Source organism: Mycolicibacterium arabiense (genome assembly GCF_010731815.2).
In the GTDB taxonomy this organism is placed as follows: domain Bacteria; phylum Actinomycetota; class Actinomycetes; order Mycobacteriales; family Mycobacteriaceae; genus Mycobacterium; species Mycobacterium arabiense.
The window spans coordinates 5,855,363-5,867,663 of record NZ_AP022593.1 but is presented as its reverse complement, the minus strand read 5'-3'; the positions used below and the strand labels follow the sequence as shown (position 1 = coordinate 5,867,663).

The window sequence follows — 12,301 nt, the reverse complement described above, 5'->3', positions numbered from 1 at the left end:
ACTCCTCTTCGCTGCGCTCATCAGCGGCCCGACTCCTCACGCGTGTTCAACACGTTGATCCCGCGGAACAGCGCCGACGGGCAGCCGTGGCTGACGGCGGCAACCTGGCCGGGCTGGGCCTTGCCGCAGTTGAATGCGCCGCCGAGCTGCCAGGTGGACGGTCCGCCGACGGCTTCCATCGCCCCCCAGAAGTCCGTGGTGGTGGCCTGGTAGGCGACGTCGCGGACCTGTCCGTCCAGCCGCCCGTCGCGGATGCGGAAGAAGCGCTGACCGGTGAACTGGAAGTTGTAGCGCTGCATGTCGATCGACCACGACTTGTCGCCGACCACGTAGATGCCGTCGGCGACCCGGGAGATCAGGTCCTCGGTGGTGACGTCCTCGGCGGCGGGCTGGAGCGACACGTTGGCCATCCGCTGGATCGGAACGTGGTGCGGCGAGTCGGCGTAGGAGCAGCCGTTGGAGCGGGCGACGCCGAGCCGGCGCGCGAACACGCGGTCGAGCTGGTAGCCGACGAAGACGCCCTCGCGCACCAGATCCCAGCTCTGCGCCCGCACGCCTTCGTCGTCGTAGCCGATGGTCGCAAGACCGTGACCGACGGTGCGGTCGGCGGTCACGTTCATCACCGGCGAGCCGTACTTCATGCTGCCGAGCTTGTCCGGGGTCGCGAAGGAGGTGCCCGCATACGCCGCCTCGTACCCGATCGCCCGGTCGTACTCGGTGGCGTGGCCGATGGATTCGTGGATCGTCAACCACAGGTTCGACGGGTCGATCACCAGATCCGTCGGTCCGGCAACCACTCCCGGCGCCTTGACCTTCTCGGCGAGCAGGGTGGGCAGTTCGGCGAGTTCTGTGCTCCAGTCCCACACGTCGTCGCCTGCGACCGCTTCCCACCCGCGCGCGGTCGGCCTGGCCAGCGAGCGCATCGACTCGAACGAGCCCGCGGCGGGATCCACCGAGACCGCCTCGACGGTGGGTTGCACCCGCACCCGCTGCTGGGTGATCGACGACCCGAACGTGTCGGCGTAGAAGGTCTGCTCCTTGGCGGCGTAAAGACTCGCCGACACGTGGTCGACCCCGTCGGCCGCCAGCAATCGACCCGAGTACTCGTCGAGCACGCCGATCTTCTCGGCCGTGGTCACGGCGAAGGGGTCGACGTCGTAGTCCGACACCCAGGTCGCGTTGGCGTACACCGGTTCATCGGCCAGCTCGATGCGTTCGGCGTTGAGCGGCGCGAGCGTCGTCGCGACGGCAACCGCACGTCGCGCGGTGTCGGCGGCAACCCGCGGCGCCAGCTCGGCGTGCGAGGCGAACCCCCACGTGCCGTCGACGATGACCCGCACCGCGAGGCCCAGCTCGCGCGAGATCACCGACGTCTCGAGTTCGCCGTCGCGCAGTTGGATGATCTCGGTGGTGATGCGGTGGATGCGGAGGTCGGCGTAGCTGGCACCGGCGGCGCGGGCCGCGGTCAGCGCGGCATCGGCGAGTTGCAGCCGGGGCAGCGCGAGGAAGTCTGGATCCACACGGCGGTGCGCTGTCACGACTACACCGTAATGGCATCGGGTGCCGCAGCGGCGGGCGAGCGCTAGGTGCTGGTCGCCAGCGGTGTCAGCAGTTCGACGTAGAGCGACACTGCGCTGAGCGCCGTGACGATCCCGATCGCCACCCAGTCGCGCAGCTTCGGACCCGACGGCTGCGCCGAGATCTGCCCCGTCCCACCGCGTGCGGTGATCGCGTCGCCCATCTCGTCTGCGCGGCGCAGCGCCACGGTGATGGCGGCCGCCAGCAGGTCGACCACCTCGATCCCCCAGCGCCGCAGCCGGGGCCCGTCGATCTGATCGCGCGGGCGCAGCCGTCGCGCGGCGAACAGCACGCGGAACTCGTCGATCAGCATGGGGAACGCGCGCAATGCCAGGGCGAGCGCGACCGCCCAGTCGTCGACCGGCACCCGCAGGGCTCGCAGCGGCCGACCGAGTTTCGCTACGGCAGGGGCGATCTCCGCAACGTTGGTCGTCCACGACACCAGGGCGCCGAGGCCGAGCAGCACCAGCGACAAGGCGGTGAGCTGAAGGAAGTTCAACACGCCACCGAGACCCAGCGTGACCGAACCGATCGTGACCTCAGGGGGGCCCGCGGCGAAGAACGCCGTGAACCCGCCGAGGAACAGCAGGAACCACAGCACCCGCGGAACCGACGGCAGCGCCCCCCACGGAACGTGCGCCAGTCGCGCCGTCACGAACACCAACAGCGCGACCAACCCGATGGGCACCCAGCCCGGATAGAACGTCATCAGGACGCCGATGCCCGCGACGACGAGGAGCTTGGTTCCGGCCCAGAGGTCGTGCACCACCGAGGGACCCGGCACCGGGCGCAGGAGGACGACCGGTCGCCGCTGCTTCTTCGCCGACGCGCTCACGATCCGCCTCCCGTCGACGACGCGGCGCTCGGGGCGGGCGCGATGACGCCCTTCTCGAGGTGCAGCGTGCGGGGACACAGTCCCTCGAGGCCGGAGAAGTCGTGCGAGATCACGACGACCGTCAGCCCGGTGTTGCGGCGAAGGTCCTCGAGCACCGACAGCAGACCGCGCTGGCTGGCTGCGTCGAGGCCGGCCAACGGTTCGTCGAGGATGATCGCCCTGGGCTTGCGCGCCAGCAGCCCGGCCAGCACGACGCGGCGCATCTGACCGCCGCTGAGCTGGTCGATGCGGCGCAGCCCGAGCCCTGCGTCCAACCCGACCATCGCCAGCGCGCGCACCACCTGGGAGTGGTCGTGGTAGTCGAACCCCGCGCTCGAGGCGATCTCCAAGTCGACGCGGCCCCGCATCAACTGCAACCGCGCGGCCTGGAACGAGATCGCGACCGCACCGACCTGATCGGAGACGGGCGCGCCGTCGAGCAGGCACTCGCCGGTGGTGGGAACCTGCAGGCCGGCCATGATCCACGCCAGCGTCGACTTGCCCGACCCGTTGAGCCCGTGGATGAGCAGCCCGTCGCCCTCGTTGACGACGAAGTCGATGTCGCGCAGAGCCGTCGACGCCCACGGCGTCCCGCTGCCGTACTCGTGGCCGACACCGCGCAGTTCGAGGAGCGGCGTACCCGCGGGATGGGCCGCGACGACGCTGGCCTCGGGTACCGGCGCGCTCGACACCATCTCGACGTTGTCGGCCGAGCCGCCGTTGCCGGTGAGGTCGACGGTCCGGTCGGCGGAGTCTGCCTCGTCGTTGTAGTGCGTGATGTGCACCAGCGACATCTGGTGCCGTCCGGTCAGGCCGCCGAGTACCGAGATGAGCGCATCGCGGCCCTGCTGGTCGACCATGCTGGTCACCTCGTCGGCGATCAGGAGCTTCGGTTCGCGGGCCAGCGCGCCTGCCACCGCGAGGCGCTGGAGTTCACCGCCCGACAGTCCGCCGGTGTCGCGTTCGGCGAGACCGTCGAGACCAACCTCGTCCAGCAGCCGATCCACGTCGACGTGCGTGCCCGCGGGCAGTCCCCACACCACGTCGTCGGCCACCCGGGTGCCGAGCACCTGGCTCTCCGGATGTTGCATGACGACCGCGGTGCCGCCGACGCGGCCCAGCCCGACCCCGCCGGGCCGGTCGATGGTGCCCGCCGTCGGCTGCCGTCCGGCGAGCATCAGCATCAGCGTGGTCTTGCCCGAGCCGTTGGCGCCGGTGATCGCGAGGTGTTCGCCCGCTTCCACGTCGAGGGACGCCGGGCCGAACGCATCGTGATCCGCTCCGGGGTACCGGAAGCGCACGTCGCGCAGTCGCGCGGGCACCGGATCGGCAGGCGGCTCCGAGGGATCGGGGGCGTCGAGTTTGTGGACGTCGGGAACGCCGAACAACCGGCCGAGCACGCGTGACAACGCCCACCACCCAACCAGGCTGACGAACGTGATGCTGGCGATGCCGGACGCGATGATCAGCAGCGGCCAGTAGCTGAGCAGGGTGGCGAAGTCGTCTCGCATGCGCTGGGCGAAGGGCTCCAGGCCCGGGATGCGCTCGAGGATGCGCGCCGTACCCGTGACGTTGGCCGTCATGGTCTCGAAGATGAGCGTGCGCAGGCGCACCAGCACGGCGAGTGCACCCGCCATCGCAATCCCGAAGGCGAGACCCGCGACGACCGAGGCCACCGCGACGGTCGGGGTGCCGCGTCCGCGGCGCTTGACGATGCCGGTCAGCCCGCCGATGTAGGCGCAGTTGATCACCGTCATGGCCCCACCCATTCCTGCGATGAGGAATGCGATGACGGCGCCGGCGACGGTGGCCGCGAGCAGCACCCGCAGGCGGTAGCGGTAGGCGAGCAGGCCCATCGGGACCGTGCCCAGCAGCGAGAGGCCTGCGGCGAACGGCACGACGACCGCGATGATCGCCGTGGCGGCGCACAGCGCGGCCATGACGGCGGCGTGGGCCAGTTCGGCGGGACGCAGGGACCCGGCACGTCGAGCGTCGTGCGCGCCGGTCAGAGCCATTGCTCGATTCTGCCAGTCGTGCGGAGACGCCCACCTCAGCAGGCTGTGAGGATGGACACTCGCGCCCACGCGTTCTACATAGAAGTCCTATGTATCATGGTGTCATGACCCCCCACGCCTCGGCCGATACGACACTGTCGTCGGATCTGCTGTCCGTCGTCGCCCGGATCAACCGGCTGGCCAACCAGAGGGTTCGCCTCGCGCTGCCGTTCGCCCAAGCGCGGTTGCTGGCCGTCATCGAGGACCAGGGCGCCGCCCGGATATCGGATCTGGCCGCGCTCGACCACTGCTCTCAGCCCACCATGACCACCCAGGTGCGGCGACTGGAGGACGCGGGCCTCGTCTCCCGCATCACCGACCCGGCCGACGCACGTGCCGTGCTGATCAGCATCACGCCCGAGGGCACCGAGGCGCTGGCAGCGGTCCGGGCAGACCGCGGCGCGGTCATCGACCCCTACCTCTCCCGCCTGGACGACGCCGACCGCCAGACGCTGTCCGACGCCGTGCGGGTCATGCGCACCCTCCTCGAGGACGCGCAGAACCACTGACACCAAGCACATTGCTTCCAATCACGAGGAGGACCCGCCCGATGTGGCGCCAACCCAAGGCCGTGTGGGCCGTTGCATTCGCTTCCGTCGTGGCCTTCATGGGCATCGGACTCGTCGACCCGATCCTGAAGCCCATCGCCGACAATCTCGACGCGTCGCCGTCCCAGGTATCGCTGCTCTTCACCAGCTACATGGCGGTCATGGGCGTGGCGATGCTCGTCACGGGAGTGGTGTCGAGTCGAATCGGACCCAAGCGGACGCTGCTGCTCGGCCTGGCGATCATCATCGCGGGCGCCGGCCTGGCAGGCATGTCCGGCAGCGTCATGGAGATCGTGGGATGGCGCGCGCTGTGGGGCCTCGGGAACGCCCTGTTCATCGCGACGGCGCTGGCCACCATCGTCAACTCGGCGCGGGGTTCCGTCGCGCAAGCGATCATCCTGTACGAAGCGGCACTGGGCCTCGGCATCGCGGTCGGTCCGCTCGTCGGCGGCGTCCTCGGGTCGATCTCCTGGCGTGGACCGTTCTTCGGCGTGTCCGTCCTCATGGCGCTGGCATTGGTCATCACGACCTTCCTGCTGCCCGAAACGCCACGGCCGCGACGGGCGACGACGCTGGCCGACCCGTTCCGCGCGCTGCGGCACCGCGGCCTGCTCGGCGTGGGCGTGACCGCGCTGCTGTACAACTTCGGCTTCTTCACCCTGTTGGCGTTCACGCCATTTCCGCTCGACATGACCGCCCATGAGATCGGGCTGATCTTCTTCGGCTGGGGTCTCGCGCTGGCTTTGACCTCGGTGGTGGTCGCGCCGCGCCTGCAGCACCGGTTCGGCACCATCAGGGTGTTGATCGTCAACCTGCTGTGCTTCAGCCTGACTCTCGTCGTGATGGCGGTGGGCACCGATTCCAAGGCCGTGCTCGCCACCTGCGTGGTGATCGCAGGGTTGTTCATCGGCGTCAACAACACGCTGATCACGGAAACGGTGATGAAGGCCGCTCCCGTCGAACGCGGAGTGGCGTCGGCGGCCTACAGCTTCATGCGGTTCGGCGGGGCTGCGGTCGCCCCGTGGCTCGCGGGTGTGCTGGGTGAACGGATCAGCGTGCACCTGCCCTTCTGGGTGGGCGCTGGGGCGGTGCTGCTCGCCGCGGCCGTGCTGTTCGCCACCCGCGGACACCTGGCCGGCGTCGATGCGGAAGAGGACGCCGAGGACGAAGCGATCGACGAGGCCACGGCGGTGACGGTCGGCAACGACTGACGCTCCGGTCAGGTGACGGTGGTGCCAATGAGCGTGCCGACCAGGTAGGTGGCCGCGATGGCGATCGCACCGAAGGCCAACTGCCGCAGCGATCCAACGACGATGCCCTTGCGGGTGAAGCTCGCGGCGACACCGCCCGCCAGCAGCAGACCGAGCCCGCCGCAGGCCAACCCGAGCCACAGCGAGCCGAAGCCAAGCAGGTACGGGATCAGCGGGACTATCGCGCCGATCGAGAACATCAGGAACGACGAGCCCGCTGCCACCCACGGCGACGGCTTTTCCCGGGGATCGACGCCTAGTTCCTGGACGAGGTGGAAGTTCAGCGCCTGGGTCTCGTCGCGGTGGATCTCGTCGGTGGCCCTGGTGGCGGTGTCCTTCGTCATGCCCATCGCCATCAACATCCCGACCAGCTCGGCGCGCTCGGCCTGAGGGTGCTTGCGGAAGGCCCGGCGTTCCACGCGCACCTCCGCCTCGACTTGCTCGTTGGCCGTCGTCACCGAGGTGAACTCACCGAGCCCCATCGAGAACGCACCCGCCAGCAGGCCCGCGACGCCGGACACCACGACGGTCTGAGCGCTAGCGCTGGCGGCGACGCCCGCGATGAGCGCGGTGTTGCTCACCAAGCCGTCCATCGCCCCGAACGTCGCCGCGCGCAGCCAGCCACCCGACACGTTGGAGTGCTCGTGGTCGATCTGATCTGGCAGGCCTTCGGCGGGCGGGCCGTCCGGTTCGGTCATGACGGAGATTCAACTCGCATCCCGATGTGACGATTCGATGAGGCTGCCCTGGGTTTGCGACATCACAGTTTCCCAGCGCTCGCGGCGGGCTACGGTCGAAGTATGACGACCACGGTGTCCTCCTCTACCAGCACTGCCGATCACCTGCGCAACGCACTCGACGGCCGTTGGCGCGACGTGAAGAACCGCATGCGCCAAGAACTCTCCAACGAGGTGTTCAAGCCGCACTACACACCCAACACCGTGATTGCCCGCACGAAGGTGACGGAGCAGATGCGGATCATGGCCGCCCAAGGCTCGGCCGAGGACGGCTTCAAGAAGGAGCACGGTGGCAACGGCGACGTCGGCGCCGCCGTCACTCAGATCGAGATGCTGGCAATGTCCGATCTGTCGCTGATGGTCAAGGCCGGTGTGCAGTGGGGGCTGTTCGGCGGAGCCATCGAGAACCTGGGAACTGCCCGGCACCATGAGAAGTACGTGCGCAAGCTCATCGACCTGGAGCTCCTTGGCTGCTTCGCGATGACCGAGACCGGGCACGGCAGCGACGTGCAGTCCCTGGAGACCACGGCCACCTACGACCCGGCCACCGAAGAGTTCGTCATCGACTCCCCCACCCGCACGTCGCGCAAGGACTACATCGGCGGTGCCGCGAACACCGCTCGGGTCGCAGCGGTGTTCGCCCAGCTGATCACCCAGGGCGAGGGCCACGGCGTGCACTGCTTCGTCGTGCCCATCCGCGACGACGAGGGCAACGACCTGCCGGGAGTGACGACCTCGGACTGCCAATACAAGGGTGGACTACCCGGCGTCGACAACGGCCGCATCCAGTTCGACCAGGTGCGCATCCCGCGGGAGAACCTGCTCAACAAGTACGCCGACGTCGCCGAGGACGGCACCTACAGCTCGCCCATCGAGAACCAGGGACGACGATTCTTCACGATGCTGGGCACCCTGATCCGCGGCCGCGTCACCGTCGGCGGCAGCGCGGGCGCCGCAGCCCGCGTGGCCCTCGACATCGCGACGCGGTATGCATTGCAGCGCAGGCAGTTCGAGGCACCAGGAGACGATCAGGAGGTGCTGATCATGGACTACCTGGTCCACCAGCGCCGACTGTTCCCGCTGATCGCGAAGTCCTATGCGCTGCAGTTCGCCCAGAACGAACTGGTCGCGAAGTGTCACGAACTGCAGACCGCGGACGACCCGGACGCCGAGGAACAGCGCGAACTGGAATCCCGCGCGGCCGGACTCAAGGCCGCGAACACCTGGCATGCCACCACCGCGATCCAGGAAGCTCGCGAAGCCTGCGGCGGCGCAGGCTATCTCGCCGAGAACCGTCTGATTGCCCTGAAGGCCGACACCGACGTGTTCACCACGTTCGAGGGTGACAACCACGTCCTCACGCAGCTGGTCGCCAAGGAACTGCTGACCGCCTACGCCGACGACATCAAGGGCATGAGCCCGGTCGAGTGGGTGCGGTTCGCCGCGAACTTCGCCGGGGAGCGGGTCCTCAAGCGGACCGCCGCCCAGACGATCATGCAGACCATCCTCGACACCCGGCAGGACAACGAGGAGGAGGGCTCGCTGTTCAACCGCGGCACCCAGGTCCAAATGTTCGAGGACCGCGAGGAGTACATGCTCGCCTCGGTGGCGCGCCGGCTACAGGGCAAGTCCAAGGAGATGTCGCCGTTCGACGCGTTCAACGCCGTGCAGGATCACGTGCTGCACGCCGCGAAGGCGCACATCGACCGGATCATCCTCGAGGCGTTCGTCGCGGGCATCGACGCCTGCGAGGACGACGACGCCCGCGAGATCCTCAATCTGGTGTGCGACCTGTACGCGCTATCGGTGATCGAGGACGACAAGTCCTGGTTCGTGGAGCACCGCTTCCTGTCCGTCGAACGCTCCAAGGCCGTCACGCGCGCGATCAACGACCGGTGCCGCAAGCTCCGTCCGCACGCGCTGCTGCTGGTCGAGGGTTTCGGCATTCCGGAGCAGCTGCGCTACGCGGAAATGCTGCATCCCGAGCACATTCCGGATGCCGACGAGCACGTCGAGCAGAACGCCGAGTAACCAACAGTCGAGTGGCTAGGGGCCGGGGACGGGGTCCAGCGCCTTCAGCGCGCCATCGGCGCTCTGGAAGCGCACGGAGCCTATGCCGGTCGGGCAGCACGCCTGATCGGCGCCCTGGCGCCACTGGTACTGCACGGTGACGGTGTCGGGGCCGGAGTTCACGACGGCGACGTAGGGCCGCGGTTCGGGCGTAGGGGTGCCGATCGGCATGCCCGCGTCGAAGAACAGCACCTGCCCGGGCGCATCGGGCGCCGGGGACGCCGAAGCGACCTGCACCCAGTACAGCGTGCAGTCACCGGTGTTGCCGCGCGCGGTCTCACGCCACTGCGTACCCGCGGGGAGCTTTGCGATCTCGGCGGCCACGACGTCGGCAGCGGGGCCGTCGTCGGCCGTACACGTACTCGCTGGAGGTGGCTCAGCGCTCGGCGGGCTCCAACCGCAGCCTGCGGTGGCGAAGGCCAGGAGCGACGCGATGACGATGAGAAGGTTCCGCACGGCACTGAGCCTACGGGTGGCTCCCCCGGATGGACTCGAACCATCAACCGTCCGATTAACAGTCGGAAGCTCTGCCAATTGAGCTACAGGGGATCAACCGGTGGTGCGCGGAACATGCCCGCGAACCGAGGCATGACTCTAGCGTACGGAGTCCCGATCATGGGTATCGGGGAGGTCGGACGCCTCGCACCGGCCGTCGTCGGCGAAGTGAGGCAGGATGGAAGCCGACGCACCGCATCGAGAAGGAGTCCAGTGATAGGCATCGCCGCCGTGATGGCAGTGGGTTACGTGTTGGGCGCCAAGGCCGGCAGGCAGCGCTACGAGCAGATCGCCGGTACCTACCGGGCGGTCACGGGAAGCCCTCGCACCAAGGCGATCATCGACGCTGGGCGCCGCAAGGTGGCCGATCGGGTATCACCCGACCCGCAGATGGTGAACGTGACGCAGATCGACGCCAAGACCTCGGTGCTACTGCCCGAGGGTGAGAAGAACCGCTAGCCGATTCCCTGGGTCCACGTCGTGCCCGGCAGGATGGGGCCGACGTACCAGCCCGAGTCGGGGCTATTGCCACCGTTGTACTGCGGGGTGCCGATCGTGAAGCTGTTGCCGGAATCGGGGCCGTCGAGGCAGATGTTGTCCTCGAGGTTCCCGAAGTGAGCGCGGCACTTGGCCGTATCGGTCGAGTCGACGCTGGTGAACGCCATGGCGAGCGGAGCGGCCACGGCGGCCACGGCCAACGCGCCTGCGGCGACGAGACGGTGTGCGCGAAGTGTCATGAGTGGCCCTTCCAGGACGTACGAGGCGTGCAGCGCATTCACCATAGCGCCATCGGCGCGTTCACGCAGTAAGGTCGTCGCCGCTGGCCCGCTCGATGAGGCTCTTGCGGTAGGTCTCCAGCGCGATCAGGTCGCCGTAGAGCGCGTGATATTCGTCGCTGTGATCCACCGACGACATGCGGTGCAGCTTCGACTTCATCTCGGCGATCTGCCTGCCGACCCACACTTCCTGCTGACGTGCCAGCACGCCGCCGATGTAGCGGGGCAGCCGGTCGTCGTCGACGACGTTGATGCCCTCGACGCTCATCTCGTTGATCAGGCTCGCCAGTTCGGGGGTGGGCACCTTCTCCCGCACGGCCTCGATCCAGTCCGCACCCGACAGACCGGTCGACGTACCGCCCGCGGCTTGGATGGCGGCGCGGACGCCCGCGTACGCCGGATGGGTGAAGCTGTCGGCCGACAGCGAGTCGAAGACCGGGCCGGCGATGGCGGGGTACTGCAGCGCCCCCTTGAGCGACTCCCGCTGCGTCCAGAGCGTGGGGTCGCGCGGGTCGGGCCGCGCCAGCGGGGCCGGCGCGACCGCACGCGGCCGGGCCGACGCGTCGTTTCGCCGACCGCCGGTGCTGCGGGCGTCCTCGCGCACGCGGCCCAGCACCTGGGCGACGTCCTCCCAGCCCACCCAACCGGCGAGCTGGCGGGCGTACTCGTCACGCAGCGACGGGTCCTTGATCTTGGCGACCATGGGGACGCAGCGGCGCAGGGCCGCCACCCGACCCTCGGCGCTGTCCATGTCGTGCTCGGCCAGGGCGGTGCGAATTGCGAACTCGAACAACGGGGTTCGTCGCGCCACCAGATCACGCAGCGCGCCGTCACCGGACTTCAGCCGCAGATCACACGGATCCATGCCGTCGTCGGCGACGGCCACGAACGACTGTCCCGCGAGGTTCTGCTCCCCCTCGAACGCCTTGACCGCAGCCGCCCGTCCCGCGGCGTCACCGTCGAAGACGTAGATGAGTTCACCGCGGAAGAAGTTGTCGTCCATCATCAGTCGACGCAGCATCGACAGGTGCTCGTCGCCGAAGGCGGTGCCGCACGACGCCACCGCCGTCGTCACGCCGGCCAGGTGCATCGCCATCACGTCGGTGTAGCCCTCGACCACCACGGCCTGGTGGCCCCTGGCGATGTCGCGCTTGGCCAGGTCGAGACCGAACAGCACGTTCGACTTCTTGTACAGCACCGTCTCCGGGGTGTTGACGTACTTGGCCTCCATCGGGTCGTCGTCGAACAGCCGCCGGGCGCCGAACCCGATGACCTCGCCGGACGACACCCGGATCGGCCACAGCAGCCGCCGGTGGAAGCGGTCCATCGGACCGCGCTTGCCCTCGCGTGACAGCCCGGCCGCCTCGAGTTCCTTGAACTCGAAGCCCTTGCCCAGCAGGTGCTTCGTCAGCCGGTCCCACCCCGACGGCGCGAAGCCGCAGCCGAACATCGCCGCGGCGTCGGCGTCGAAGTTGCGCTCCATCAGGTACTGGCGGGCCGGTGCCGCCTCCGCCGACGTCAGCGCCTCGGCGTAGAACTGCTGCGCGGCGGCGTTGGCGGCGATGAGCCTGCTCCTGCTGCCGCGGTCGCGTTGCACGTTGGTGGTCGAGCTGCCGGTATAGGTGACGGTGTAGCCGATGCGGTCGGCGAGCATCTCGACCGACTCGACGAAGCTGACGTGCTCGATCTTCTGCAGGAACGCGTAGACGTCGCCGCCCTCGCCGCAGCCGAAGCAGTGGAAGTGGCCGTGGTTGGGCCGCACGTGGAACGACGGTGACTTCTCGTCGTGGAACGGGCAGAGCCCCTTCAGCGAGTCGACGCCGGCCCGGCGAAGCTGTACGTAGTCGCCCACGACGTCCTCGATGCGGGTGCGCTCACGGATCGCCGCGATGTCGCGATCTGAGATCCGGCCGGCCACC

At 68.7% G+C, this 12,301-nt stretch carries 11 protein-coding genes and 1 tRNA gene; 4 read left to right on the top strand and 8 right to left on the bottom strand.

Translation table 11 applies throughout. From position 1 onward, the window contains the following. Window positions 1-20: 20 nt before the first annotated feature. From G6N61_RS29850 to G6N61_RS29840, 3 genes are read right to left on the bottom strand one after another with little or no spacing between them, the layout of a single operon-like run. Window positions 21-1,538, bottom strand: coding sequence for a TldD/PmbA family protein (locus G6N61_RS29850; protein WP_163924434.1), 1,518 nt, complete (start codon window positions 1,536-1,538; stop codon window positions 21-23). A gap of 44 nt (window positions 1,539-1,582) precedes the next feature. After that, window positions 1,583-2,413 carry a CbiQ family ECF transporter T component gene (locus tag G6N61_RS29845; RefSeq protein ID WP_163924433.1) on the bottom strand — a complete coding sequence of 277 codons (831 nt, stop codon included), beginning with the start codon at window positions 2,411-2,413 and terminating at the stop codon, window positions 1,583-1,585. Then, window positions 2,410-4,467: a DUF2232 domain-containing protein gene (locus G6N61_RS29840; RefSeq protein WP_163924432.1), complete on the bottom strand. Its 2,058-nt coding sequence runs from the start codon at window positions 4,465-4,467 to the stop codon at window positions 2,410-2,412. The genes G6N61_RS29845 and G6N61_RS29840 overlap by 4 nt, the downstream gene beginning before the upstream one ends. A gap of 104 nt (window positions 4,468-4,571) precedes the next feature. Between G6N61_RS29840 and G6N61_RS29835 the strand changes: the two genes are divergently transcribed. Both G6N61_RS29835 and G6N61_RS29830 read left to right on the top strand, forming a co-directional pair. Then, on the top strand, window positions 4,572-5,015 hold the full coding sequence (locus G6N61_RS29835; protein ID WP_163924431.1) for a MarR family winged helix-turn-helix transcriptional regulator: 444 nt from the start codon (window positions 4,572-4,574) through the stop codon (window positions 5,013-5,015). Window positions 5,016-5,056: 41 nt separating this feature from the next. Further along, on the top strand, window positions 5,057-6,265 hold the full coding sequence (locus G6N61_RS29830) for an MFS transporter (RefSeq protein ID WP_163924430.1): 1,209 nt from the start codon (window positions 5,057-5,059) through the stop codon (window positions 6,263-6,265). Between the two features lie 8 nt (window positions 6,266-6,273). Here the strand turns inward: G6N61_RS29830 and G6N61_RS29825 are convergent, their stop codons facing one another. Then, window positions 6,274-7,002 (bottom strand): VIT1/CCC1 transporter family protein, encoded by a 729-nt coding sequence (locus G6N61_RS29825; protein ID WP_163924429.1) that lies wholly within the window; start codon window positions 7,000-7,002, stop codon window positions 6,274-6,276. Between the two features lie 102 nt (window positions 7,003-7,104). On the opposite strand from G6N61_RS29825, the gene G6N61_RS29820 reads away from it, so the two are divergent. After that, window positions 7,105-9,072 carry an acyl-CoA dehydrogenase family protein gene (locus tag G6N61_RS29820; protein WP_163924428.1) on the top strand — a complete coding sequence of 656 codons (1,968 nt, stop codon included), beginning with the start codon at window positions 7,105-7,107 and terminating at the stop codon, window positions 9,070-9,072. 15 nt (window positions 9,073-9,087) lie between these two features. Here G6N61_RS29820 and G6N61_RS29815 read toward each other — a convergent pair whose 3' ends face one another. Beyond that, window positions 9,088-9,567, bottom strand: coding sequence for an LppP/LprE family lipoprotein (locus G6N61_RS29815; protein WP_163924427.1), 480 nt, complete (start codon window positions 9,565-9,567; stop codon window positions 9,088-9,090). Window positions 9,568-9,584: 17 nt separating this feature from the next. Further along, window positions 9,585-9,660: transfer RNA gene (locus G6N61_RS29810), tRNA-Asn, on the bottom strand. A 159-nt stretch (window positions 9,661-9,819) separates the two neighbouring features. On the opposite strand from G6N61_RS29810, the gene G6N61_RS29805 reads away from it, so the two are divergent. Next, on the top strand, window positions 9,820-10,065 hold the full coding sequence (locus G6N61_RS29805) for a hypothetical protein (protein WP_163924426.1): 246 nt from the start codon (window positions 9,820-9,822) through the stop codon (window positions 10,063-10,065). Here G6N61_RS29805 and G6N61_RS29800 read toward each other — a convergent pair. Continuing rightward, a complete protein-coding gene (locus G6N61_RS29800) occupies window positions 10,062-10,343 on the bottom strand; it encodes a DUF7155 family protein (protein ID WP_163924425.1) in 282 nt (93 codons plus the stop codon). The genes G6N61_RS29805 and G6N61_RS29800 overlap by 4 nt on opposite strands. Window positions 10,344-10,404: 61 nt before the next feature. Further along, complete coding sequence (dnaG, locus tag G6N61_RS29795; RefSeq protein WP_163924424.1) at window positions 10,405-12,300, bottom strand: DNA primase; 1,896 nt, start codon at window positions 12,298-12,300, stop codon at window positions 10,405-10,407. Between the last annotated feature and the right edge of the window lies 1 nt (window position 12,301).